This window comes from Chryseobacterium sp. (assembly GCF_008014695.1).
Classification (GTDB): Bacteria; Bacteroidota; Bacteroidia; order Flavobacteriales; family Weeksellaceae; genus Kaistella.
The window spans coordinates 506,864-527,428 of the sequence record NZ_VOXE01000001.1 but is presented as its reverse complement, the minus strand read 5'-3'; the positions used below and the strand labels follow the sequence as shown (position 1 = coordinate 527,428).

At 43.1% G+C, this 20,565-nt stretch carries 23 protein-coding genes; 14 read left to right on the top strand and 9 right to left on the bottom strand.

Features of this window, described 5'->3' with window-relative positions:
• Positions 1-19 precede the first annotated feature (19 nt).
• Positions 20-655 carry a 16S rRNA (guanine(527)-N(7))-methyltransferase RsmG gene (rsmG, locus tag FUA25_RS02545; protein WP_147755323.1) on the bottom strand — a complete coding sequence of 212 codons (636 nt, stop codon included), beginning with the start codon at positions 653-655 and terminating at the stop codon, positions 20-22.
• 81 nt (positions 656-736) lie between these two features.
• Here rsmG and FUA25_RS02540 point away from each other — a divergent pair, with 81 nt between their 5' ends.
• The 4 genes from FUA25_RS02540 (at position 737) to FUA25_RS02525 (ending at position 3,314) form a co-directional block, all read left to right on the top strand.
• Positions 737-1,927, top strand: a complete 1,191-nt coding sequence (locus FUA25_RS02540; protein ID WP_147755679.1) for a pyridoxal phosphate-dependent aminotransferase — start codon at positions 737-739, stop codon at positions 1,925-1,927.
• 163 nt (positions 1,928-2,090) lie between these two features.
• Complete coding sequence (locus FUA25_RS02535) at positions 2,091-2,729, top strand: peroxiredoxin (protein ID WP_147755322.1); 639 nt, start codon at positions 2,091-2,093, stop codon at positions 2,727-2,729.
• A 28-nt stretch (positions 2,730-2,757) separates the two neighbouring features.
• Complete coding sequence (locus FUA25_RS02530; RefSeq protein WP_147755321.1) at positions 2,758-3,069, top strand: thioredoxin family protein; 312 nt, start codon at positions 2,758-2,760, stop codon at positions 3,067-3,069.
• Positions 3,066-3,314 carry a DUF6952 family protein gene (locus FUA25_RS02525; protein ID WP_147755320.1) on the top strand — a complete coding sequence of 83 codons (249 nt, stop codon included), beginning with the start codon at positions 3,066-3,068 and terminating at the stop codon, positions 3,312-3,314. Before FUA25_RS02530 ends, FUA25_RS02525 begins: the two co-directional genes overlap by 4 nt.
• A 72-nt stretch (positions 3,315-3,386) precedes the next feature.
• Here the strand turns inward: FUA25_RS02525 and FUA25_RS02520 are convergent, their stop codons facing one another.
• The 4 genes from FUA25_RS02520 to FUA25_RS02505 all read right to left on the bottom strand — a co-directional run bounded on the left by FUA25_RS02520 (position 3,387) and on the right by FUA25_RS02505 (position 6,245).
• Entirely contained in the window at positions 3,387-4,421 is a 1,035-nt protein-coding gene (locus FUA25_RS02520; protein WP_147755319.1) for an acyl-CoA reductase, read from the bottom strand.
• Positions 4,422-4,593: 172 nt separating this feature from the next.
• Complete coding sequence (locus tag FUA25_RS02515; RefSeq protein ID WP_262712204.1) at positions 4,594-4,869, bottom strand: DUF2130 domain-containing protein; 276 nt, start codon at positions 4,867-4,869, stop codon at positions 4,594-4,596.
• 490 nt (positions 4,870-5,359) lie between these two features.
• Positions 5,360-5,845 (bottom strand): hypothetical protein, encoded by a 486-nt coding sequence (locus FUA25_RS02510; protein ID WP_147755318.1) that lies wholly within the window; start codon positions 5,843-5,845, stop codon positions 5,360-5,362.
• Between the two features lie 205 nt (positions 5,846-6,050).
• Positions 6,051-6,245 (bottom strand): hypothetical protein, encoded by a 195-nt coding sequence (locus tag FUA25_RS02505; RefSeq protein ID WP_147755317.1) that lies wholly within the window; start codon positions 6,243-6,245, stop codon positions 6,051-6,053.
• Positions 6,246-6,880: 635 nt separating this feature from the next.
• On the opposite strand from FUA25_RS02505, the gene FUA25_RS02500 reads away from it, so the two are divergent.
• From FUA25_RS02500 to FUA25_RS02475, 6 genes are all read left to right on the top strand, one after another.
• Entirely contained in the window at positions 6,881-7,231 is a 351-nt protein-coding gene (locus tag FUA25_RS02500; protein ID WP_147755316.1) for a 4Fe-4S dicluster domain-containing protein, read from the top strand.
• 96 nt (positions 7,232-7,327) lie between these two features.
• Positions 7,328-8,392: a 3-phosphoserine/phosphohydroxythreonine transaminase gene (gene serC, locus FUA25_RS02495; RefSeq protein WP_147755315.1), complete on the top strand. Its 1,065-nt coding sequence runs from the start codon at positions 7,328-7,330 to the stop codon at positions 8,390-8,392.
• 52 nt (positions 8,393-8,444) lie between these two features.
• Positions 8,445-9,410, top strand: a complete 966-nt coding sequence (locus FUA25_RS02490; RefSeq protein ID WP_147755314.1) for a D-2-hydroxyacid dehydrogenase — start codon at positions 8,445-8,447, stop codon at positions 9,408-9,410.
• A 1-nt stretch (position 9,411) separates the two neighbouring features.
• Entirely contained in the window at positions 9,412-10,653 is a 1,242-nt protein-coding gene (locus FUA25_RS02485; protein ID WP_147755313.1) for a DUF1015 domain-containing protein, read from the top strand.
• Between the two features lie 50 nt (positions 10,654-10,703).
• On the top strand, positions 10,704-12,080 hold the full coding sequence (locus FUA25_RS02480) for a M20/M25/M40 family metallo-hydrolase (RefSeq protein ID WP_147755312.1): 1,377 nt from the start codon (positions 10,704-10,706) through the stop codon (positions 12,078-12,080).
• A 3-nt stretch (positions 12,081-12,083) separates the two neighbouring features.
• Positions 12,084-13,445: a M20/M25/M40 family metallo-hydrolase gene (locus tag FUA25_RS02475; protein WP_147755311.1), complete on the top strand. Its 1,362-nt coding sequence runs from the start codon at positions 12,084-12,086 to the stop codon at positions 13,443-13,445.
• Between the two features lie 311 nt (positions 13,446-13,756).
• Here FUA25_RS02475 and FUA25_RS02470 read toward each other — a convergent pair whose 3' ends face one another.
• Entirely contained in the window at positions 13,757-14,761 is a 1,005-nt protein-coding gene (locus tag FUA25_RS02470; protein ID WP_147755678.1) for a peptidylprolyl isomerase, read from the bottom strand.
• 180 nt (positions 14,762-14,941) lie between these two features.
• A complete protein-coding gene (locus FUA25_RS02465; protein ID WP_147755310.1) occupies positions 14,942-16,015 on the bottom strand; it encodes a branched-chain amino acid aminotransferase in 1,074 nt (357 codons plus the stop codon).
• Positions 16,016-16,099: 84 nt separating this feature from the next.
• Between FUA25_RS02465 and mnmD the strand changes: the two genes are divergently transcribed.
• Together mnmD and FUA25_RS02455 are read left to right on the top strand one after the other, a co-directional pair.
• Positions 16,100-16,774: a tRNA (5-methylaminomethyl-2-thiouridine)(34)-methyltransferase MnmD gene (gene mnmD, locus FUA25_RS02460; RefSeq protein WP_147755309.1), complete on the top strand. Its 675-nt coding sequence runs from the start codon at positions 16,100-16,102 to the stop codon at positions 16,772-16,774.
• Between the two features lie 38 nt (positions 16,775-16,812).
• Complete coding sequence (locus tag FUA25_RS02455; protein WP_147755308.1) at positions 16,813-17,229, top strand: NUDIX hydrolase; 417 nt, start codon at positions 16,813-16,815, stop codon at positions 17,227-17,229.
• On the opposite strand, the gene FUA25_RS02450 is transcribed toward FUA25_RS02455, so the two are convergent.
• Positions 17,224-18,015: a S1/P1 nuclease gene (locus tag FUA25_RS02450; protein ID WP_147755307.1), complete on the bottom strand. Its 792-nt coding sequence runs from the start codon at positions 18,013-18,015 to the stop codon at positions 17,224-17,226. The two genes, FUA25_RS02455 and FUA25_RS02450, sit on opposite strands and share 6 nt — an antisense overlap.
• On the bottom strand, positions 18,016-18,717 hold the full coding sequence (locus FUA25_RS02445) for a DUF4294 domain-containing protein (protein WP_147755306.1): 702 nt from the start codon (positions 18,715-18,717) through the stop codon (positions 18,016-18,018). It abuts the gene before it with no gap.
• A 54-nt stretch (positions 18,718-18,771) separates the two neighbouring features.
• Between FUA25_RS02445 and FUA25_RS02440 the strand changes: the two genes are divergently transcribed.
• Entirely contained in the window at positions 18,772-19,848 is a 1,077-nt protein-coding gene (locus tag FUA25_RS02440) for a M42 family metallopeptidase (RefSeq protein ID WP_147755305.1), read from the top strand.
• A gap of 36 nt (positions 19,849-19,884) precedes the next feature.
• The gene (gene rpe / locus FUA25_RS02435) at positions 19,885-20,535 is read left to right on the top strand and encodes a ribulose-phosphate 3-epimerase (RefSeq protein WP_147755304.1); all 651 of its coding nucleotides are present in this window, start codon (positions 19,885-19,887) and stop codon (positions 20,533-20,535) included.
• Positions 20,536-20,565: the final 30 nt, after the last annotated feature.

Genomic DNA, 20,565 nt, shown 5'->3' with positions numbered 1-20,565 from the left:
TTTACGCTTCGAGGTTAAATCAGGAACTGAAATTCCCTTTGGAAAGATAAACCACTTTCTTGGTTTCAAAGAATTCCTCTTCGAAATGATCCTTCAGATTGTGGATTTCGGCCCTTAAACCGGCGAGTTCCTCGCCCAGATCGCCGCCTTTCAGGTATAAAACACCGTTGTGTTTCGTGTTGAACTGCTCTTTTTCAAATTTACCCCTCAGCCACCGCAGAAAAACCGGCATCTGGGTGACCGCGCGGCTGACCACGAAATGAAATTTTTCCTTCAGGTCTTCAGCCCTGCCGTGAACGGCTTTTACGTTTTTAAGACCGATGGCTTCTGAAACTTCCTTCACGACTGTTATTTTTTTGCCGATGGAGTCGATAAGTGTGAATTCTGCTTCAGGAAACAGAATCGCAAGCGGAATTCCCGGAAAACCGCCGCCCGTGCCGATGTCCAGAACTTTCGTTCCCGGCGCAAACGCCATTATTTTCGCAATCCCGAGAGAGTGGAGAATGTGTTTTTCATACAGGGAATCCAGGTCTTTCCGGGAAATGACGTTTATTTTTTCATTCCATTCCGCATAAAGGCCTTCAAGAGCTGCAAACTGCATTTTCTGATCATCGGTAAGATTGGGGAAATATTTTTCGAGGAGTTCGACTGCCATTGGTTTTTAATTTTCACAAATTTAAAAAAACAAGTTCACAATTTTGAAGAAAAAATTATCTTTGAAAAAATGAAATTACACATGCAGAAATATTCAGACCGGGTCAATCGGTTAAGCTTTTCGCAGACTTTTGTGATGAGCAACAAGGTAAGGGAAATGAAGGCCCGCGGAATTGATGTCATCAGTCTTACCCTCGGTGAACCCGATTTTGATGTCCCCGACAATATTAAAGAAGCCGCTTTCGACGCGATCAACAGTAATTTCAGCCACTACTCGCCTGTTCCCGGATTTCTCGATTTGCGGGAAGCCATCTGTGAAAAACTTCAACGCGACAACAATCTGGAATATCTTCCTTCCCAAATCTGCGTATCCAACGGTGCGAAACAGGCCATCCTGAACGTTCTGGCTACCGTCATCAATGATGGTAACGAAGTGATTCTGCCGGCTCCGTTCTGGGTCAGCTACGATGAAATGGTCAAAATGATGGGTGGAACTTCGGTTTTTGTGGAAACATCCATTGAGACCGATTTCAAGATGACCGCTGAACAGCTGGAAAAAGCCATCACACCGAAAACCAAGGTCCTGATGTACAGTTCGCCCTGCAATCCGTCCGGAAGTTTCTACCGACACGAGGAACTGGAACAGATTGCCAATGTGGTCGCGAAATATCCCCAGATCACGATTATTTCCGATGAAATCTATGAATACATCAATTACGACGGGAAACATACTTCGATTGCGGAGTTCCCGCAGGTTTATGAGCAGACGGCCGTCATCAACGGCATGTCCAAAGCTTTTGCGATGACGGGATGGCGGATCGGTTATTCAGCCTGCCCGGACTGGCTCGCGAAAGGCTGCGAGAAAATCCAAGGACAGATGACCAGCGGCGCCAATACAATGGCCCAGAAGGCTTCTGTTACCGCTTTAAAAACTGATCCGTCTAAATACCGTTATATGATTGAGGAATTCAGAAAAAGACGCGATCTGGTGTACGGACTAATGAAAGAAATTCCCGGTTTCAGGGTGAATTATCCGGAAGCGGCATTTTACTTTTTCCCGGATATTTCCCATTATATCGGTAAAACCCTGAACGGGACGCTCATTAACGATGCGGATGATTTTGCCATGTTCCTCCTCGACCATGCACATGTTGGTGCGGTAGGTGGTGTTTCCTTCGGAAATCCGGACTGCATCCGCTTTTCCTACGCGGCTTCCGAAAAAGACCTGAAAGAAGCCATGAGGCGAATTAAAGAATGTCTCGAGAAATTTTAATCACTTTTATTTAAATCCGGTTCTCAGAGCCGGATTTTTTAATAGAGAATATAAAAGACAATGAATCCTTATTATAGATTTTATTAATTAGATATTGTTGTTTCGATAGACAAATCATACTACTTTTGCACCAGAAAATTAAACAACTAAACAATAAAAAATTATGTCATTAGTAGGAAGAAAATTCCCCAATGTTGCGGTAGATGCAATGAGTGAAATGGGAGATGATTTAAGGATCAACATCTTTGAAGAAGCGACGAAAAACCATCAGAAAGTCTTGTTGTTCTGGTACCCGAAAGATTTTACTTACGTGTGCCCGACTGAACTTCACGCTTTTCAGGAAGCGCAGGAAGAATTTAAAAAAAGAAATACAGTAATCATCGGGGCGTCATGCGACACGAACGAAGTGCATTTTGCCTGGCTGAACACCGCAAAAGAAAACGGCGGAATCGAAGGGGTGACCTATCCGATCCTGGCCGACACGCACCGTCAGCTCGCGAATCTTTTGGGAATTGTGGATCAGGATTTTGATTATGATGCAGAAGGAAACGAAAGTTTCAGCGGTTCGAATGTGACGTACAGAGCCACGTACCTGATCGATGAAACCGGAAAGATTTTCCACGAAGCAGTGAATGATATGCCTTTGGGAAGAAATGTGAAGGAATTTTTAAGACTGATTGATGCCTACACGCACGTTCAGAAACACGGTGAAGTGTGCCCTGCAAACTGGGAAGAAGGAAAAACGGCAATGAGTGCGGACAGCAAATCAACCGCCGATTATCTGGCCAATCACACGAATTAATTGAAGAGTTCATTTAAAAATTAAGAAAATGTACACAGAATTAGCAGAAGATCAGTTAAAGGAAATTGTAGCGGGTAACCAGAAGGTGGTGGTTCAGTACGGCGCGACATGGTGCGGTAACTGCCGGATCATGAAGCCGAAGTTCAAAAAACTGGCGGCGGAAAACGATGCCATCCCTTTTTATTATGTGGATGCAGAAAAACTTCCGGAAAGCAGAAAACTGGCGAAAGTGGATAATTTACCGACTTTTGCGGTATTCATCAACGGCGAACTAGCAGATCAGGTGCAGACCAATCAGGCCGAAAGCCTCAACGAACTTTTTAACCGGTTTCAGTCATGAAGTTGCCCATCATCAGACAGTTGTATCAGACGCAGACGCCTGAAAACCTCGAAAAAACACTCGAAGTGCTGGAATCTTTTTCAGAATTCCGCGGAACTACCGAAGAGGACCTCAACGTGGTCGGGGAACTCATTACCGGAATCTGCGGCGCCCTGGAAGTCCACAGCAAAGTAAAGGACGGAATGACCGAACGGGATGCCCTGAACGGTTTTGCCCAGAAAGTTTTAGGGTCGATTGACCGCTAAACACTAAATGTAAATAAACAAAGGACTTCATCGCTGAAGTCCTTTTTATTTTTTGAATTTGTTTCGATTGGATTAAACGAGTTCCAGAAACCGCATCGTATCCACATCATCCGCGTAAGTGTCCAGACCGGGATTTTGCGCTTCTCCGAACGGAACGGATTCCAGGCCCAGTTCGGGTTTTGCGACAACCGCCTGGATGTTTTCCTGATTTTCGGCGATAAAGGCCTGTACTTCACCGAGCGTTTTATACCGTGTAAAATTGAGGACTGAAAGCGGTGAAAACAAACTTTCATCTTCTTTCAGCATGACGAAATTATTGTCCCAGAACAGGTCGCGGTTCAGCAGGTTGATGGCGCGGTTGTAATCGTAATTGTTCGCGTATTTGTGATGGTTGATGATGTCCTTGAAATGCAGGAAGTTCTCAAATAACCGGTCGATCTTGAACGCTTCCGGAATCAGGATTCTCGTCACATTCCTGCACCCCAGCCCGAAATACCGGAAAATATCCTCTGCCAGAAGCTGCAGTTCTGCCTCACTTTCATCGCCTTTTAAAACCGCTATAGAAGTTCTGTTTTTACGGATAATGCTCAGGTGGTTTTTAAAGTAGTATTCCAGATACCGCGCGGTATTGTTGCTTCCCGTGGCAATGACGGCATCAAAATCCTCCAGCCGGTCCACCAGTTCGAACGGAACAGTTCCTTCTGAAAATTCATTCCATTTCTTCAGTAAGAAAGGAAGCATCAGCTTATCCTTAGACGAAAGTTTGATCACCGGAATATGGTTGCTCAGCACCACGCAGATCACATCATGGAATCCCACCATTGGGATGTTTCCAGCCAGGATCAGTCCGACTTTTTTAGAGGTTTTGGAGATCTTGTAACTGGCCAGCCAGTTTTTAATATTTTCTTCCTTCAAGAGACCGGCCCATTGCCGAAGCGCAAACCGCTGATTCTCCTGGGTGAACCAAGGATTCTCCATTTCACATGTTCTCAGCAGTGCAGAAAAGGCTTCATCTTCTTCACTGAAATGTCCAGGATCGGCATCCAGATATTTTTTAATGTAATCGCTGAGCTGACAGAGTCCTGAAATGTGCTTTTCGGTATTCATGAGGAAAGGGCTAAAAATTGAAAGTCCGCATGTGCGGCGTTTTGTCCCGCAAAATTACGGAATTGATTTTCCTTGGGCAAACGGAGGCGTCAGTCTGAAATAACAGTATCTCGTTTTTTCTTTATTCTTTTCTCTTTATTCTTTACTCTCACCCGCCCAACAACTAACGAACTCAAAGCTCCTCCTTCTTCAGCTCCTCAAACTTCGCCGTCATCGTGGGGTTGCCCCGCGTCAGTTTCTTGATGGTCAGGTCATCCGCTTTGTTGTTAGCCAGCCTCAGGTTGTTTTCGGAAGACAGCAGGGCGTCTTTGGTTTTCTGCAGATGGTCGATGGTCTTGTCGATTTCCTCAATGGCCGTCTTGAATTTGCGGCTCGCCAGTTCATAATTCTTCGCAAAGCCTTCCTTGAAGTGAGTCTGAACAGTTTTTAATAATTTCTTTTTGAAGATGAAATGAAAAAACCATTAAAATCAGAAATGAGGAAATCATTTCGGTGATCATTAAAAATCGAAATACTTTGCAAATTCTTTCAGAATATTTCCTGAGAAATGGATTTATTTTTTAAATCTGTTCGCATATTTCTTTGCCTAATCTTGGATAATCCTGAGCTGAATTCCAGGCAAAAGCAAAGCAAAAAGCAAAACCGATAATTTATTGCATACTCCTTTTAACACAGTGTTTTTTATAATGTCGTCTCATGGTTGAGCATTTCAATCAGCAGATTTTAATATAATATCCCGAAATAACGTTGAGAAAATGTTCCTAAATTTCAAGCCATAGGCAGGTGTATATACCATTTTCATTCTGCTCATGGTGTAGATGCTGGTGACCAATAGTGTAAATACGAATTGCTACGATACGCCATGGAGTTCTAGCGCGACGTGATTTCCTTAACGCTCCGGAAGACCAACTGAATAGATAAATCAATTCTGCAAATGCTTAAAAGTCGGTATTGCTTCCAAAATAAATTTGGTTTTCGTGGAAAAACAACACTGCCCAGTTCAGGCTTTGGTCCATTATAGTTAAGTCATCTGAAACACCGTAATAGAAACTGTCGAAATATTTTACGACAAGATTCCACGGAACGATCATGGCGTCCGTCTGGTCCCAGGAAAGAAATACGGGCTTGTCAAAAGGAAGTCCGCGTTGATACAGCCATTTTTTTATTTCCTTTTCGTTGCCGTCTGAAATTCTTATGTGGTCAGTTGTCTTAAAGAAGCCTTTTGTAAAGGGTACGTCGTGATGCAAACCTGCGGTTGAAATATAGTCGTTCAAAAATTCTGCAGCTTCTTGGTCTAACGGTTTCAGCTGTTCAAGATCTTGGCCAGGTAACATGTCATAATTCTCTTCCGTAAAACGCCATTTTCGCCCAAAGCCCTCCATTGGAATTACGTGTTGAAATATGCTCTCAAAGTCTACGCTCATTTGTCGTTTCTTTAGTGGTCCTTCGTATTCTTCAATTACTTGCTTTTAATGGTCTGCCCATTTTAGTCCGGTTAAATGGATATAAGAGTTCTGACATTTAAACCGACATGCAGCAAAGCATTTGCCATATTGCTTGTCAGCTTTTTGCTTTTATGAGTTCAATCTACTGTCCTGTGTATACTTGGTCGCCATACGGAGGATAAATTTAGAGTTTATTCTGTTTTATTAGGTTCTTATATGCTGTTCTGATAAATCCAGTAATTGCAACAAATCCAATTCCTGCAATTAGCCGATAATTCTTAAAAATATTGTCCGGAAATAGGTTGGTCAAAGCGATGATTAAGACCGCCAGGCTTAAAATCCAAATGATGGCTAAAGCGATCAAAGTAATTTTTTTCATAGGGTTAAAATCTGCATCTGTTCTCTGTCGTTCTGTTTTTATTATGTAGGCTAAGAAATAAGTTAAGAAGTTTGAGGTATTTAAACATTGTTGAAAATGAATTTTATTAATTTGATGGAGATTATTGCTTTCAGGTAAGACAGCTGATTCCAGTAAATTTACATTTGATGCTGTTTTTTGCAGCAGCCACTAAAATCGTAAATATACACATTGCACCAATACGCTGGTACGCTATCTTTACTTTTTCTGGGTGCAACCTCCTGTTTCCTGTATTTTTTCACACATTTACCCTCTACCCATTTGTAAAAAGGATACCGAAGGTTGAGCATACCTGAAGCCAGTCTGGTGCCAGTCTACTCCCAGTCTATTGCCACTTAAAGGCAGGGATAAAACAAATATAACGTTACCGGATTCATAAAAATGGTAATCGCTTAACCATTACATTACCACATCAGCTTCACTGTCACCATTCACAGTCCAGAAATAACTGAATCGCAGACCAATCATTCAAAATTCATCATCCTAAATTCACCATTCGCAATCACAACGTTTATTTCGCAATTCATGCGTCGTAAAATCAGTCCCATGCGCAGAATTTTCTTTATCTTTGTACCAATTTAAAATAAAATCTAGCAATGGCTATCAGAATAACAGATGAATGTATAAATTGTGGCGCGTGTGAACCGGAATGTCCGAATAATGCGATATATGAAGGCGCTGTAGACTGGAAGGCATCCGAAGGGACTGCCCTGAAAGGGAGAGTAGTGATGAAATCGGGTTTAACAGTTGATGCTGATGCTCCTCAGGAACCGGTAAGTGATGATGTCTATTTCATTGTCGCCGATAAATGCACCGAATGCATGGGCTTTCATGAAGAGCCTCAGTGTGCCGCCGTTTGCCCGGTAGACTGCTGTATTCCGGATGAGGATCATGTGGAATCAGAAGAGAGCCTGCTCGCCAAAAAGGAATTTCTGCACGGAGAATAAACCATTCTGCTCATCTTTCACGGTGAGCATTTTTTTTAGTATTTTTACCCTGATAATTAAAAGCCGCAGCCGCGGACTTCTGCAAAAAATTAAAATATGAGCAAAAAACACAATTTCAGTGCGGGTCCATGCATACTTCCTCAGGAAGTTTTTCAGAAATCTGCAGAAGCCATTCTGGATTTCAACGGAATGGGTCTTTCACTCCTCGAAATTTCCCACCGCAGCAAAGAATTTGTCGCCGTGATGGACGAAGCCAGAGCGATTGTAAAACGCCTGATGAAATTGGGTGATGATTATGAAGTGCTGTATCTGGGCGGGGGTGCAAGTCTCCAGTTTTTAATGGTTCCGTTCAACCTCATGAAGTCGGAAAACGGCAAAGCGGCCTACGTAGATACCGGAGCCTGGGCAGCGGCGGCTATAAAGGAAGCGAAAAAAATGGGACCTGTTGATGTGTTAGGTTCTTCAAAAGCCGACAATTATTCCTTTATTCCCAAAGATTTCAAAGTAGGCAGCGAATATGATTATTTTCACTGTACCTCCAACAATACGATTTTCGGAACGCAGATGAGATCCTTTCCTGAAGTGGATACCCTCATGGTCTGCGACATGAGTTCCGACATCTTTTCAAGGGTCATCGATTTTTCAAAATTCGACCTGATCTACGCGGGAGCCCAGAAAAACATGGGTCCGGCCGGCGTGACGCTCGTGGTGGTGAAGAAAAGCATCCTGGGAAAAACAGGACGCGATATTCCTTCCATCCTGGATTATGCGCTTCATATCGATAAGGAATCGATGTACAATACCCCACCGGTTTTTCCGGTTTACGCTTCGCTTTTAACACTTCAGTACCTGGAGAAAAACGGCGGAATCGCTGCAGCGGAAGCCAGAAATGAAGCGAAAGCAAGGCTTCTGTACGATGAGATCGACAGAAATCCTCTTTTTGAAAGCTTCTGCGTGAAAGAAGACCGCTCGCTGATGAATGTTTCGTTCCGGTTACTCGACGAAACCAAAAAAGAGGCATTCGACACTGCCTGGAAAGCTGCCGGGATCAGCGGACTGAATGGACACCGGAGTCTTGGCGGCTACAGAGCGAGTCTCTATAACGCCCTGCCGATCGAAAGTGTGCAGGTTTTGGTAGATGTGATGAAAAATCTGAAATAAGTAACAAGAGTCAAATTTTTAAACTGTTATCTGTAAATTACGGGATTGATTTATGAAAGTTTTAGCCAACGACGGGATCGCTGATTCCGGAAAAGACATGTTAATTGACGCAGGAATTGAACTGCTGGAAACGAAAGTTTCCCAGGAACACCTGATCGGTTTCATCAACGAAAATCAGGTGGATGTGCTGCTCGTCAGAAGCGCCACCAAAGTCAGAAAAGATATTTTAGAGGCCTGCCCAACCCTGAAAATTGTGGGAAGAGGCGGCGTCGGAATGGACAATATTGATGTGGAGCATGCCATTGACAAAGGAATTTATGTCATCAACACGCCGAATGCCTCCTCACGGTCGGTAGCCGAAATGGTTTTCGCCCATTTCTTCTCTCTCGCCAGATTCCTTCATGAATCCAACCGGCTCATGCCGCTGGAAGGCGACACCCATTTCAGCGCCCTTAAAAAATCATTCTCGAACGCTGTTGAACTTGAAGGGAAAACTTTGGGGGTGATCGGTTTTGGCGGAATTGGAATGGAAGTCGTTAAGATGGGAATTTCACTCGGCATGAAAGTGAAAGTGCTTACGAGAAAACCCCGCAAGAAAAAAATTACTCTGGAGTTTTTCGACGGTCAGAAAGTGGATTTTGAAATCAGTTCTACCGATGATCTGAATGAATTTCTGAAAGAAGCCGATTTTATCAGCATCAATACCCCGAAAACTTCCGAATACATTTTAGATACCCCGCAGTTTGAAAAAATGAAAGATGGTGTCTTTATCGTCAACACTGCAAGAGGTGGTGTTCTGAATGAAGTGGCCCTACTCGATTTCATTGAGTCCGGAAAAGTTGCCGGCGCAGCTTTGGACGTTTTCGAGAACGAACCAAGTCCTGAACTGCCGCTTCTGATGAATCCGAATCTTTCACTTTCGCCTCATGTCGGCGGAAATACAGTGGATGCACAGGAAAAAATCGCTGCCGAACTGGCTGTTCAAATTATTGATATTAAAAAGAAATTAAAGATATAACATGCCTATTTTTAAACCTTTTCGCGGGATCAGACCCAACGAGGATTTCGTTGAGGTCTTCCCTACCCATCCTTTAGACAATTTCACGCAGGAAGAAATTGCCAAAAAAGCACAGGAGGATTCGTCTTATGTGCAGATGATCAAGCCTTATGTGGTGAGCAAATCAAAGGATATCGACCGGAATCTGAGAAAGGTAAGAAGCAATTTCGAAGAACTTCTGGAAGATAAGAAGCTCGTTCAGGATTCCTCATCCTACTACCTTTATGAGCAGATAAAACCTGACAAAACGGTATTCCGCGGACTGTTGGGACTGGTTTCGGTAGAGGATTTCTGGAGCGGAAAGATTAAAAGGCATGAAAGCACCATTCCTCAGAAAAAACAGAAACTCGCCCATTATCTGGATAAGGTAAACCTTCAGGCAGAGCCTGTTTTGCTGACATATCCGGCCAATTCAAAAGTGGAACTGTTGATGAACCATGAAGAAAAAAATGTTCCTCTCCTCAGTTATCACGACAGCAAAGGCATCAAGCACAAGCTCTGGAAGATCGATAACCGTCTCAAGATGCAGCAGTTCAAGGAAGTGCTGGATCAGGTAGATTCATTCTATATTGCCGACGGCCATCACCGCATCGGCTCCACAGCCCTGAATTCCAGAATGCATAAGGAAAGGAACAAAAAACATACGGGAACAGAACCGTATAATTTTGTTTTCAGTTTCATTGTTTCAAATCAGTCCATAAAAATACATGATTACAACAGGGTCGTGAAAGACCTGAACGGTTTAACCACCGAACAGTTTCTTCAAAAACTCGAAAAATCATTCAACATTCACGAAAAGGGAGCTACCCTCTATTATTCGTCTCAAAAATTTCACATTTCTATGTATCTGGATGGTAAATTTTATTCGCTGCATGTGAAACACCATCTTCGGTCGCCGGAAATGTCTTTGGATAATCTGGACCATCATCTCCTCGAAAAATACATCCTTCAGGACATCCTGCAAATTGAAAATACCGACAGTTCCGATAAAATAAGCTATGTAAAGGGAAGTTCAAATATGGACGGAATCATTAAAATGAAAGATACTGTTGACACGGGCGATTTTAAAGTCGGTTTCGGCATTTATCCGGTCAGTTTTAACGACATGATCAAGATTTCGGACCTGAAGCTCATCATGCCTCCGAAATGTACCTATATCGAACCAAAACTCATCACCGCACTCGTTATGTACGACATGAAATAGCATTTTTATAAAATTTTTTTATACATTTAGCATTACCAAACTAAAGTTTAATGAAGAAACTGCTCACCTTACTTCCACTCTTTTTGGGTGGATTTTTCTTTTCCCAGAGAAAACCGGTTCAAAAGATCTCTTATCCTGTAGAATTCAAGAAAATTTCTGATGAGATTTTGCTCAACAGCAATTCCTATGAAAATCTAAGAGAACTTACCAAGCAGGTAGGCCCGCGCTTTAGTGCTACTACGGGTTATGAGAAAGCTGTGGTCTGGGCTGAAAAGAAACTGAAGGAAGCCGGCGCCGAGAACATCTGGAAACAGGAAGTGGTGGTTCCGGTCTGGGAACGCGGACGCGAATCTTTACAGATCAAAACGTCAGGCGGAAAATGGCAGAGCCTTAAAATGCTTTCTTTGGGCAGTTCAGAAGGCACCGGTGGCAAAGACCTGGAAGGCGAAATTCTGCTTGTAAAAAGCATTCAGGAATTTAATACCCTAATGTCGAAAGATGTAAAAGGAAAGATTGTATTCTTCAATTATCCGTTCGACCAGAGCATTGTGAATACTGCTGATGCGTACATGCTGGCCGGAAAATACCGCTGGTCTACCCCGTCTCTGGTTGGAAAGCGAGGCGCGAAAGCCGTGATCACAAGATCCCTTACATCCGCCTTTGACGATGTTCCCCATACCGGAAGCATGTATTATGATCAGGACGATAAAAACAGGGTTCCGGCCATTTCCATAAGCGCCAAAGCTGCCGATGAACTGGAGAAAAGTTTAGGCAAACAGAAAGTTTTTGCCAAAATCAATACCACTTCAGGCACCAAAGGCGAAATGATCAATCATAATGTTTTTGGCGAGATTCCCGGCAATAAGGATAAAAGTGTCATCGTGATCGGAGCCCATCTCGACTCCTGGGACATCAGCGAAGGCGCGCACGACAACGGGGCCGGTGTGGTGCAGTGTCTGGAGGTGCTGCGGGCTTTCAGGAAACTCAATATCGAAAATAACCATACGATCCGCGTTGTGCTATATGCCAATGAAGAAAACGGCGTACAGGGCGGCGAAACCTACGCAGCGCAGGCAAAAAAGAAAGGGGAAAAACATATTTTCGCCATCGAAAGCGATGCAGGCGGATTCTCCCCGCGCGGAATATCTCTCGACATGATTCCGCAGCGAAGAAGGCTGGTTTTCGCCTGGAAAGACTATTTCCTTCCGTACGGTGTTTATGATTTTGACCAGACCTATGCGGGACAGGACATTCTTCCCCTCAAGAAACTTGATGTTCCCCTGGCCGAACTCGTTCCGGATATGCAGCGGTATTTCGACATCCACCATACAAGCGAAGATACTTTTGAAAAAGTAAACCGCCGCGAACTCATGCTCGGTGCCGTGACGATAGCCCAAATTGTTTATATGATTGATAAAAACTGGTAAAAAATGAGAAAAATCACTGCAGTCGCAGCATTACTGATTACCCTTCCCTTTTTTGGACAGACAAAAGCCGACTCCCTGCTGTTCAGCAGGATAGCTGATGAAATGCTGACCCATGGTAAGGCATATGAAGACCTGCGGGATCTGACCAAAAATATCGGACACCGCTTAAGCGGCTCAGAAGCCTATGAAAAATCGGTGATCTGGGCGCAGAAAAAACTTCTGGAAGCAGGTGCTGATAAAATCTGGCTTCAGAAAGTGAAAGTTCCGGTTTGGGTCAGAGGCGAAGAAACGCTCCAGGTAAAAACCGATAACGGAAAATGGCGTAAAATACGTTTCCTGTCTCTTGGCAATTCCGAAGGAACCGGTGGAAAGGATCTGGTGGGGGAAATCATCGTCGTGAAAAGCAAAGCGGAATTCGACCAGCTGACCCCGGCACAGGTAAAGGACAAGATTGTACTGTTTAATTATGCCTTCAATCAGAAATTCATTTCAACCGGCCAGGCTTATGGCGACGCAGGCGTTTACAGGCGCTCCGCTGCATCCTGGGTGGCAGAGAAAGGAGGAAAGGCCGCCATAATCCGGTCCCTGACTTCTGCTTTCGATGATGTTCCACATACGGGTTTGATGCGATATGATAATCCACTCAAAAAAATTCCGGCCGCTGCCATTGGGGCAAAGACCGCTGATGAGATTGAGAACCTGGTGAAAAACCATAAAATCACAGTAAAACTAAATTCCAACTGCACCATGAAAGGCGAGAAAGACAGCTTTTCGGTGTTCGGGGAACTTACCGGTAAAAAAGATAAAAGTGTTATAGTCGTGGGCGGACATTTGGATTCCTGGGACGTGGGGGAAGGTGCTTCTGATGACGGTGCAGGAATCGTACAGTCGATCGAAGTGCTTAGGACATTCAAAAATCTTGGAATTGCGAACAACCATACCATTCGGGTCGTATGTTTTGCCAATGAAGAAAATGGCGTCCGCGGCGGAAACACCTATGCCAAGGTTGCTGAGGACATCAATGAAAAACATCTTTTTGCCATCGAAAGTGATGGCGGAGGATTTACCCCGCGCGGAATTGCCCTGGAGATGGAAGAAAGCAAAAGAGCAATGATCAGATCCTGGGCACCGCTTTTTGAGCCATACGGCGTGCACAATTTCTCCCTGCAGTATTCAGGGACCGATGTAGAGCCGATGCATGCAAAAATGAATGTCCCGACTGCAGAACTGGTTCCGGATTCTCAGCGCTATTTTGACATCCACCATACAGAAGAAGACACTTTCGAAAAGGTGAACCGCCGTGAACTGCTTTTGGGTGCCGTAACCATGGCGCAGATCATTTATATGATTGATAAAAACTGGTAGCAATTCTGGCTGTAAGCCGTATGCGGTAAGCATTAATCTTTGCGTTCTTTTTACCTGATCCTTTTTGCTTTTCCCTGTTGCCTACTGCTTATTGCCTACTGCCATTCGCTTTTTACTTTTTACTTTTGCCCTGACTCTTGGTTCTTGGCTGTAGGCTGCAGGCTGTAAGCATTAAGCTTTACGCTCTTTTTACCTGATCCTTTTGCTTTTCCCTGCTGCCTTTCGCTTCTTACTTGGCTCTCGTCTCTTAGTTCCCGTATACAAAAAAACGCATCTCCTAAAAGATGCGTTTTTTTTATCGTTGAAATTTCTTATTTCACTTTAACAAGTTCCACTTCGAAGATCAGCCATGCATTTGGCGGAATCACTCCACCTGCACCTCTTGCTCCGTAACCTAAGTCAGAAGGAATCAGGAATGTTGCCTGGTCACCTTCGTTCAGAAGAAGGATTCCTTCGTCCCATCCTTTGATCACCTGGCCGGTTCCTACAGGAAATTCAAGCGGTTCCCCTCTTTTGAAGGAATTGTCGAACTCAGTTCCGTTCGTCAGTTTTCCGACGTAATGAACGGAAACAATATTTCCTTTCTCTGCTTTTTTTCCTGAACCTTTTTTGGTGATTTTATACATGAGCCCTGAAGCGGTGGTCTGCATTCCGGCTTTAAGGTCCTCGAGTTTTTTAGCAGCTTCTGCTTCTGCTTTTTCAGCCTGGGCTTTGTTGTTGGCAGCAATTTTACCTTTACCTTCGGTGAAGATTTTTGCAGCATCATAACCTTTGTACTCGTCGCCTTTACTGAAGATCAGCACTTTTTCCAGAACAATATCGGTCTTCGGTTTGTCCTGAGAGCCTTTTTCAACATTGGCAATCGCATCAATTACGTCATCACCTTTCACAACTTTCCCGAAGATGGTGTGTTTGCCGTCTAACCAAGGAGTGGCAATTTCCGTAATGAAAAACTGGGAACCGTTTGAATTCGGTCCGGAGTTAGCCATTGACAGAATTCCTTTGCCGGTGTGCTGCAGGTCATTCTTTTCGTCATCGAATTTATAACCCGGATCACCCATTCCTGTTCCTTTAGGATCGCCTCCCTGAATCATGAAATCCTTAATGACTCTATGGAAGATTGTTCCGTCGTAGAAAGGGACTCCTTTCGCTTTGGCTTTGTTCTCAATCTTTCCCTCAGCAAGACCAATGAAATTGGCAACGGTTACCGGTGATTTCTTATCTTCAAATTTAACAATCAGATTTCCTTTTGAAGTCTGAAGATTTGCATAAAGGCCGTCGTTCAGACCTTCATAAGTTTCTTTGTTTACATTCATTTTTTTATAAATTGGGGTACAGCTCAGCAGCGAAATACTTGCAAGAGCTAAAATTATATTCTTTTTAAAATTCATAGGTTAAAATTTTCTTTAAAACTGTGGCGAAAATACGGATTTAACCTAACATATAAAAGCAAAAAAAGCCGGAAAACAATCCGGCTTTCAATATTTTAAATGGTTTTAAACTGTTTCCAGGATTTCATTTTTAACCAAAACTCTCCAACCGAAAGTGTCTTCTGCATTGTTGGTCTGGATATCAACCAGATCTTTCTGAAGTGAAAGTGCAAAACTTTCTTCAAGTGATAAAAGCGGAAGCTGCAGCTTCTCTCCTTTGTAACCCAGTGCTTTAAAAACACTCGTTACAACGGCTGTACCTACTCCCCAAACTTCTTTCAGACTTCCGTCTTTATGGGCTTCCACAACTTGTTTTACTGAAACCGGCTCCACTTTTAATTCAATACCGCGTTTTTTGGCAAGCTGAATAAAACTGTCTCTGGTAATCCCGTCGAGGATTTTTTCTGAAGTCGGAGGCGTATAGATCGTATCGTTGATTCTTACAAAAACATTCATCGTTCCGCTTTCCTCGAAATATTCGTGAGTGGCATCATCGGTCCAGATAATCTGTTCGTAACCCTCTTCGTTTGCCAGCTGCGTAGGGTAAAAAGAAGCAGCATAGTTTCCGGCTGCTTTGGCAGATCCCACTCCGCCGCTCGCCGCTCGTGAGTAAAAATCAGAAATCTTAACAGAAACCGGCTCTGTATAATAACTTTTCGCCGGAGTAGCCACGATGGCAAACATATATTTGCTCGAAATCTTTGCTTTAAGCGCTTCTTCCGTGGCAAAAATAAGCGGACGGATATATAAAGACATGCCTTCCCCTTGCGGAATCCAGGCTCTGTCCAGGTTCACCAAAGCTTTCAGGCCGTCGATAAACATTTCCCTTGTAATTTCCGGTATGGCAAGACGTGCTGCGGATTTGTTAATTCGCTCAAAGTTTTTTTCAGGTCTGAACAGAAAAACTTCACCGTCTTTATCTTTATAAGCCTTCATTCCCTCAAAACATGCCTGACCATAGTTCACACCCATCATCGCAGGCGAAAACGGAAGCGGACCGTATGGTACCAACTTTACCTCTCCCCATTTCCCGTCTTCAAATTCACAGATGACCATGTGATCAATGAAGGTATTTCCAAATGAAAAGTTATTCGGATCGAAACTGGAAATTCTGGGGTTTTCTGATTTTTGAATTATCATTTTTAAAAATTTTTATGATGTTCTACAAATTTAATATAATTTTTTAAATATAAAAATTTTAGATTAAATTTGGACAAAAATAGCGTGAAAAGAGAAATTAAAATAACGAATGACGGTAGTAAAACGTTATTTATCAATGATTTAAATGAAAGTTATCACTCCCATCATGGTGCCCTGCAGGAAGCTTTACATGTCTTTATTGATAATGGATTGATATTAATTAAAAATTGTGAAATTAATATTTTAGAACTCGGTTTTGGAACAGGTCTGAATGTTTTGGTGACTATTAATGAGTTTTTAAAAACTGATAAATATCATAAAATTAATTACTTTTCACTGGAGAAATATCCCATAAATGATTATGAAATATCAGAATTGGGTTATGAGCGCCTATTTGGAAGTACTCAGACGGTGGATATTTACCGTCATATTCACGCTGCGGAATGGGAGGTTCCGGTAGAAATTATTTCCGGTTTTAACCTTACTAAAATAAAATGTGATTTTTTCGAGCTTGAAAACCTTCAGCTCCCGCCAATTGATCTGGTGTATTTCGACTGCTTTGGAGCCCGGGTTCAGCCCGATCTGTGGGAAAAACCTCTTTTCGAAATGGTATCCGAAAAGATGAAGAAACATGGTTTATTGACCACCTATTCCTCGAAAGGAAGTGTCCGGAGGATTTTAGAAGCCCTCGATTTTGACGTGCAGAAAAAGCCCGGACCTCCCGGGAAAAGAGAAATGATCAACGCCGTAAAAAAGTAATTTGGTTTTTTTATCTTAGCAATGATTAACATACTACAATGATCGATAAACTGAATGTCCGGATCTATGCCTGTGTTTTAAAAGACCGCAAAGTCCTCACCCTTTTTGAAGAATATGCCGGAGAACCGCTGATGAAATTTCCGGGTGGTGGTCTGGAATTTGGCGAAGGAATCCATGACTGCCTGCACCGCGAATTTGAGGAAGAACTGAATGTAAAAATAAAAATCCTGGATCATTTATATACCCAGGAAAATTTTCAGGTGTCCAGATTCCGGGAAAATGAACAGCTTCTGACCGTTTATTTTACCGCCGAAATTATTGATGAAAATGAATTTCTTATTTTAGATCCGTGCATCGAAAGAACGGAATGGATTTCCATCGATTCGGAGGAAAATCCTTTTCCCTTGCCGATTGATCAGATTGCTTTTGAAAAACTGAAAGAACGTTTTCTATAAAATCTCATTCAGAATTTTCGCCAGTCTTAAACCGCCATACAACAGCTGACGCTCAAGTACCGGTTCGAATTTATAATTGTAATCGTAGGCGTATGAAGCTTCAGGAACGGAATTGAAATAAATCTTATTGGCAATTTTCTGACTGTCGTAAAGCCATTCTTCCAGCGTTCCGGCCTGAATGCTTTTCACTTCATCTTCAGATTTCACATCCAACACCTGAGCAAATTCCGTAAAACTGTAGTTCTGGAAATCGACCAGTTTGGAATCCCAAAGCGAATGCAGATTGGTATTGTCCCCAAAAAACTTCAGTTTAATCCTGTTTCCACCCAAATCCTTTGCTTTCCCAACATGTAGCGGCTGTGCGGCATCGCCCATCAGATGAATCAGAAAACGCAGCGCAACTTCCCGATCCTGTTTTGGAGTGTTTTTGTTTTTGATCTGCTCAGACAGGGCTTTAATCTGGGTATAAAGATTGGGAGCCTGCTGCGCACGCAGGCTGTCTGAAAACATTTTGAAATTCGGCTGTGGATTGATGTTGACATAATGCCATTTGTCGGTTGCCTTCCAAACCCCTGTAGTATCAGATTTAATATTATCCGGCCAGTTCGCCCAGTACGCCAGTTTCTGATCCCCAATCATTTTTTTCAGATTTCTTTTTGCTTTGGCGGAGAGGTGATTCTGTGCGATTTCTGCAACGACGCGGTGGCCTATTGTTCCCCACGAATATCCAAAATTGAAAGTCAGTAAAAAAAGGAGAATGATGGTGTTTGAAAGGATTTTGTTCATTTATTTTTTAATTTTAAAAGTCATATAGCCAGGGTATGGTTGCAGATAACCTGCGTTCCAGTTGCTCTGCAGCAGTGATTCCAGATATTCATCCGTACGGTTTACATGGGGATCATAAGGAATTTTTATATCTACATTGGCAATATTCCCTTTCACATTCCACCAGAAAGCGCTCCAGCCGCCGCGCAGTTCTTTGATGATGACGAAAACGGTTTTTCCGGTCGCCCGGTTCATGAGTTTTGCAAAAATCTGCCCTTCGGTAGTCGTTAAATCCCGTAGTTGCGCTTCGTACTGGTCAGCCAGGATTTTCTGCTGCTCTTTTGTAAAATTCCTCTGCGAGTTCCTGTCCAGTTTAGCCAATTGCACCTGCATAGCTGTATATTGCTCCAAAGCCTTTACAAAAAGAGGATAAACGCGGTAAAGTTTTTTGTTGAGGAAATAATAATAGTTCCGGTCGAGTTGGTTGTTGAATCGGGGTTTGTTGAGGAGGACGAGTTGGTCCATTATCACTACCATTTCGCCGTTTATTTCATATATTTTTGCTTTCTGTGCTTCGTCGTAATAATACTTGTTTCCGTATTCGTCGGTTTTGATCAATTCAGGGGGATACTGACTGAGCGATTTCACCGAAATCGTATCCTGTGCGTGAAAAAGGAAGCCTAAAAACAGAAAGAATATTATGGATACTTTGTTAAATTTCATTACTTTTACCTTCGTTAAAATCCGATAAAAACGTCAAAAATCATTCCTTTTATAATGAAATTAGAAAAAAAATCCATAAAATTTTTAGAAGAATATTTAAATACCGCCTCGCCAACAGGTTACGAACATGCAGGCCAGAAAATCTGGATGAATTATGTTAAAAACTATGTAGATCAGGTAGAATTCGATCATTACGGAACCTGCTACGGCATCATTAATCCCGACGCTGAGTTTAAAGTGGTCATTGAAGCACATGCTGATGAGATTTCCTGGTATGTGAACTACATCACCGCCGAAGGTTTGATTTATGTCATCAGAAATGGCGGGTCCGACCAGATGATCGCTCCCTCAAAGATCGTGCACATTCACGGGGAGAAAGGCGTTGTAAAAGGCGTTTTTGGGTGGCCTGCGATTCATACAAGAGGCGTAAATTCCGATGAGCCCGTTCCGAAACTTGAAAATATATTTATCGACTGTGGCGCTACCACGAAAGAAGAAGTGGAAGCACTGGGAATTTTTGTAGGATGTATGATCACTTATCCGGACCCGTTTTTTGAACTCAACGACCGTTATTTCGTCTGCAGGGCGCTCGACAACCGCATCGGCGGTTTTATGATTGCCGAAGTCGCAAGACTTTTAAAAGAAAATAAAAAGAAACTTCCGTTCGGCCTGTACATTACCAATTCGGTTCAGGAAGAAGTCGGGCTTTATGGTGCCGATATGATTGCTGATACCATCAAGCCGAATATTGCCATCATTACCGATGTCACGCACGACACCACCACCCCAATGATCGAAAAGAAAAAAGAAGGCGACCAGAAATGTTGTGACGGTCCGGTCATTTTCTTTGCACCGAGTGTGCATCACACCATCCGCGAACTTATCGTGGAGACGGCAAAAGCAAAAAAGATCCCTTTCCAGAGAGCGGCAGCAAGCCGTGCTACAGGAACCGATACGGATGTTTTCGCACATTCCAACGGCGGAGTGCCTTCCGCATTGATTTCACTTCCGTTAAGGTATATGCATACTACCGTAGAAATGGTTTCAAAAGAAGACGTGGCCAATGTCATTCAGCTGATTTATGAAACGCTGCTGAAAATTAAACCGGATATGAATCTGAAATACCATTAAATCCTGGGAAAAAAGTAAAAGTATAAAAGAGTAAAAATGAAAACAAAACTTATCGCTCCCTCCCTACTTTCCGCAGATTTCGGAAATCTGGAAAGGGATATCGAAATGCTCAACCGTTCACAGGCCGACTGGCTTCATATTGATGTGATGGACGGACGCTTTGTCCCGAATATCTCCTTCGGATTTCCGGTGATGAAAACCGTTCACCAGCATGCCAGAAAATTTGTAGATGTTCACCTCATGATCGTGGAACCTGAAAAATATGTGGAAGAATTCATCAGTATGGGTGCAGACCTGATTTCGGTGCACTATGAAGCCTGCACCCACCTCCACCGTGTCATTAACCTGATCCAGGACAAAGGCGCGAAAGCCGGCGTTGTCCTGAATCCTGCCACGCCAGTTCTCATGCTGGAAGACATTATTGCCGATGTGGACCTTGTGCTGCTGATGAGCGTGAATCCCGGATTTGGCGGACAGAAGTTTATTGAAAATACTTACAAAAAAATCGCAGAAACCAAAGATCTCATCGTTTCCAACAATTCCACTGCACTGATCCAGATTGACGGCGGTGTAAATCTGGACAACGCCGCGAAACTTTTCGAAGCCGGCGCTGATGTCCTGGTTGCGGGCAATGCTGTTTTCTCTTCTGAGAGTCCGGAGCGGACGATCGAACTGCTGAAAATATAAAATGTTTGAACACAATTGGTGAAGCAAAAA

Excerpts from the sequence above, each read along its gene's own strand:
- FUA25_RS02535 (WP_147755322.1), top strand. The coding sequence starts at position 2,091 with ATGTCATTAGTAGGAAGAAAATTCCCCAATGTTGCGGTAGATGCAATG.
- FUA25_RS02445 (WP_147755306.1), bottom strand. The coding sequence starts at position 18,717 with ATGAAATTTAACAAAGTATCCATAATATTCTTTCTGTTTTTAGGCTTC.
- FUA25_RS02475 (WP_147755311.1), top strand. The coding sequence starts at position 12,084 with ATGAGAAAAATCACTGCAGTCGCAGCATTACTGATTACCCTTCCCTTT.
- FUA25_RS02490 (WP_147755314.1), top strand. The coding sequence starts at position 8,445 with ATGAAAGTTTTAGCCAACGACGGGATCGCTGATTCCGGAAAAGACATG.
- FUA25_RS02525 (WP_147755320.1), top strand. The coding sequence starts at position 3,066 with ATGAAGTTGCCCATCATCAGACAGTTGTATCAGACGCAGACGCCTGAA.
- FUA25_RS02450 (WP_147755307.1), bottom strand. The coding sequence starts at position 18,015 with ATGAACAAAATCCTTTCAAACACCATCATTCTCCTTTTTTTACTGACT.
- FUA25_RS02530 (WP_147755321.1), top strand. The coding sequence starts at position 2,758 with ATGTACACAGAATTAGCAGAAGATCAGTTAAAGGAAATTGTAGCGGGT.
- FUA25_RS02440 (WP_147755305.1), top strand. The coding sequence starts at position 18,772 with ATGAAATTAGAAAAAAAATCCATAAAATTTTTAGAAGAATATTTAAAT.
- FUA25_RS02455 (WP_147755308.1), top strand. The coding sequence starts at position 16,813 with ATGATCGATAAACTGAATGTCCGGATCTATGCCTGTGTTTTAAAAGAC.
- FUA25_RS02470 (WP_147755678.1), bottom strand. The coding sequence starts at position 14,761 with ATGAATGTAAACAAAGAAACTTATGAAGGTCTGAACGACGGCCTTTAT.
- FUA25_RS02520 (WP_147755319.1), bottom strand. The coding sequence starts at position 4,421 with ATGAATACCGAAAAGCACATTTCAGGACTCTGTCAGCTCAGCGATTAC.
- rsmG (WP_147755323.1), bottom strand. The coding sequence starts at position 655 with ATGGCAGTCGAACTCCTCGAAAAATATTTCCCCAATCTTACCGATGAT.
- serC (WP_147755315.1), top strand. The coding sequence starts at position 7,328 with ATGAGCAAAAAACACAATTTCAGTGCGGGTCCATGCATACTTCCTCAG.
- FUA25_RS02510 (WP_147755318.1), bottom strand. The coding sequence starts at position 5,845 with ATGAGCGTAGACTTTGAGAGCATATTTCAACACGTAATTCCAATGGAG.
- FUA25_RS02465 (WP_147755310.1), bottom strand. The coding sequence starts at position 16,015 with ATGATAATTCAAAAATCAGAAAACCCCAGAATTTCCAGTTTCGATCCG.
- FUA25_RS02500 (WP_147755316.1), top strand. The coding sequence starts at position 6,881 with ATGGCTATCAGAATAACAGATGAATGTATAAATTGTGGCGCGTGTGAA.
- FUA25_RS02540 (WP_147755679.1), top strand. The coding sequence starts at position 737 with ATGCAGAAATATTCAGACCGGGTCAATCGGTTAAGCTTTTCGCAGACT.
- FUA25_RS02480 (WP_147755312.1), top strand. The coding sequence starts at position 10,704 with ATGAAGAAACTGCTCACCTTACTTCCACTCTTTTTGGGTGGATTTTTC.
- rpe (WP_147755304.1), top strand. The coding sequence starts at position 19,885 with ATGAAAACAAAACTTATCGCTCCCTCCCTACTTTCCGCAGATTTCGGA.
- FUA25_RS02485 (WP_147755313.1), top strand. The coding sequence starts at position 9,412 with ATGCCTATTTTTAAACCTTTTCGCGGGATCAGACCCAACGAGGATTTC.
- FUA25_RS02505 (WP_147755317.1), bottom strand. The coding sequence starts at position 6,245 with ATGAAAAAAATTACTTTGATCGCTTTAGCCATCATTTGGATTTTAAGC.